General features: G+C 65.8%; 1 protein-coding gene. It reads left to right on the plus strand.

Annotation, left to right across the window (positions count from 1 at the left end; genetic code table 11):
- Window positions 1–102: 102 nt before the first annotated feature.
- Window positions 103–2,085 (plus strand): bifunctional tRNA (5-methylaminomethyl-2-thiouridine)(34)-methyltransferase MnmD/FAD-dependent 5-carboxymethylaminomethyl-2-thiouridine(34) oxidoreductase MnmC, encoded by a 1,983-nt coding sequence (mnmC, locus tag OC610_RS26175; protein WP_264431985.1) that lies wholly within the window; start codon window positions 103–105, stop codon window positions 2,083–2,085.
- Window positions 2,086–2,132: the final 47 nt, after the last annotated feature.

Below are 2,132 nucleotides of genomic sequence, written 5' to 3' on the forward strand. Positions count from 1 at the left end.
AGATCGCAGCCTCGCTTCGCTCGGCAGCTACAAGCATGCACGCAACGAAGCAATCGGTAATCGATCAGCTAGAATGGCGCCTTCGTTTTCACCGAGCCTGTCATGACGCCCATTCAACACCACGCCCAACTCGACTGGGACGACCAGGGTCGCCCTCGTTCCCGGGCGTTCAACGATGTGTATTTCTCCGACCAGTCGGGCCTGGAAGAAACCCGCTACGTGTTCCTTGAGCAGAACAACCTCGCCGAGCGTTTTGCCGCGCTGGCGGACAACGGGCGACTGGTGATCGGCGAAACCGGGTTTGGCACCGGGCTGAATTTTCTTTGCGCCTGGCAGTTGTTCGAGCAGTGCGCGCCAGCGGGGGCGCGGCTCCATTTTGTCAGCGTCGAGAAATTTCCCCTGAGCCCCGAGGACCTGCGCCGGGCCTTGGCCTTGTGGCCCGAACTCAAGGCCCAGGCTGACCAGTTGCTTGGGCAGTACGTCGCGATTCACCAGGGTTTCCAGCGCATGATTTTGGCTAACGGCCGAGTGACGCTGACCTTGTTGATTGGCGATGCCCTGGAGCAGTTGCCGCAGTTGGACGGACACATCGACGCCTGGTTCCTCGATGGTTTCGCCCCGGCGAAAAACCCCGAGATGTGGACCGCCGAGCTGTTCGCCGAACTGGCGCGACTGGCCGCGCCCGGTGCCACCCTCAGCACCTTTACCAGCACCGGCTGGGTGCGACGCCTGCTCAACGCAGCGGGCTTCAAGATGAAGCGCACGCCAGGCATTGGTCACAAATGGGAAATCCTTCGCGGCGTGTTCCTCGGCTGGCCGGATCAGGCGCCTAAGCCCGCGCCGGCAAAGCCCTGGTACGCCCGCCCCACCCCGCCTGCCGGTGAACGCCGGGCCCTGGTGATCGGTGGCGGACTGGCCGGTTGCGCCAGCGCCGCCAGCCTCGCCGCCCGTGGCTGGCAGGTGACCTTGCTGGAGCGTCATGCCGGTCTGGCCGAGGAAGCGTCCGGCAATCCGCAAGGCGTGCTGTACCTCAAGCTGTCGGCCCATGGCACCGCGCTGTCGCAGATGATTCTCAGCGGTTTCGGCTACACGCGGCGCTTGCTCGAACATTTGCAGCGAGGCCTCGACTGGGACGGCTGCGGTGTCCTGCAACTGGCCTTCGACGCCAAGGAAGCCGAGCGTCAGGCGCGCCTGGCCGAGGCGTTTCCGGCAAGTCTCTTGAAGATCCTTGATCGCGACGAGGCCGAGGCGCAATCGAGCATCGGCTTGCCCAGCGGCGGCTTGTTTTACCCCGAAGGCGGCTGGGTGCACCCGCCAGCGCTGTGCCGCCGGCAAGCCTCGGACCCAGCGATCACGCTGCAGCCACACCATGAAGTGCTGGAGCTGCGCCGCATCGACGGCCAGTGGCAGGCCTGGGACGGAGAACGCTGCCTGGCCAGCGCACCCGTCGCAATCCTCGCCAGCGCCGCTGAGATCAAACGCTTCGAGCCCGCCGCCGAGCTGCCCCTCAAGCGTATTCGCGGACAGATCACCCGTCTGCCGCAAACCGCCCGTAGCCAAAGCCTGGCGACGGTGGTCTGCGCCGAAGGCTATGTGGCCCCGCCGCGCCTGGGCGAGCACACATTGGGCGCCAGTTTCGATTTCCACAGCGATGACCTGACCCCCACCGCCGCTGAGCATGCCGGCAACCTACAGATGCTCGAGGAGATTTCCCAGGACCTGGTGGAGCGCCTGGACGCCAGAGCCCTGGACCCGGAGCACCTGGAGGGCCGCGCGGCGTTTCGCTGCACCAGCCCCGACTACTTGCCGATTGTCGGGCCGCTGGCCGAGCACCCTGCCTTCATCGAAGCGTACTCAGCCCTGGCCAAGGACGCCCGCCAAGTACCCGATACGCCGTGCCCCTGGCTCGACGGCCTGTACGTCAACAGCGGCCACGGCTCCCGAGGCCTGATCACCGCGCCGCTGTCCGGCGAACTGATCGCCGCCTGGCTGGAGAACGAACCGCTGCCGCTGCCACGCAGCGTGGCCGAGGCCTGCCATCCGAACCGGTTTGCGCTGCGGGCGGTGATTCGGGGCAAGGCCTGAACATAGTTGACTGTTAACCATCTTCCCTGTGGGAGCGAGCTTGCTCG

Origin of the sequence: Pseudomonas agronomica (genome assembly GCF_025917275.1) — a bacterium.
Lineage (GTDB): Bacteria > Pseudomonadota > Gammaproteobacteria > Pseudomonadales > Pseudomonadaceae > Aquipseudomonas > Aquipseudomonas agronomica.

Excerpts from the sequence above, each read along its gene's own strand:
- mnmC (WP_264431985.1), top strand. The coding sequence starts at position 103 with ATGACGCCCATTCAACACCACGCCCAACTCGACTGGGACGACCAGGGT.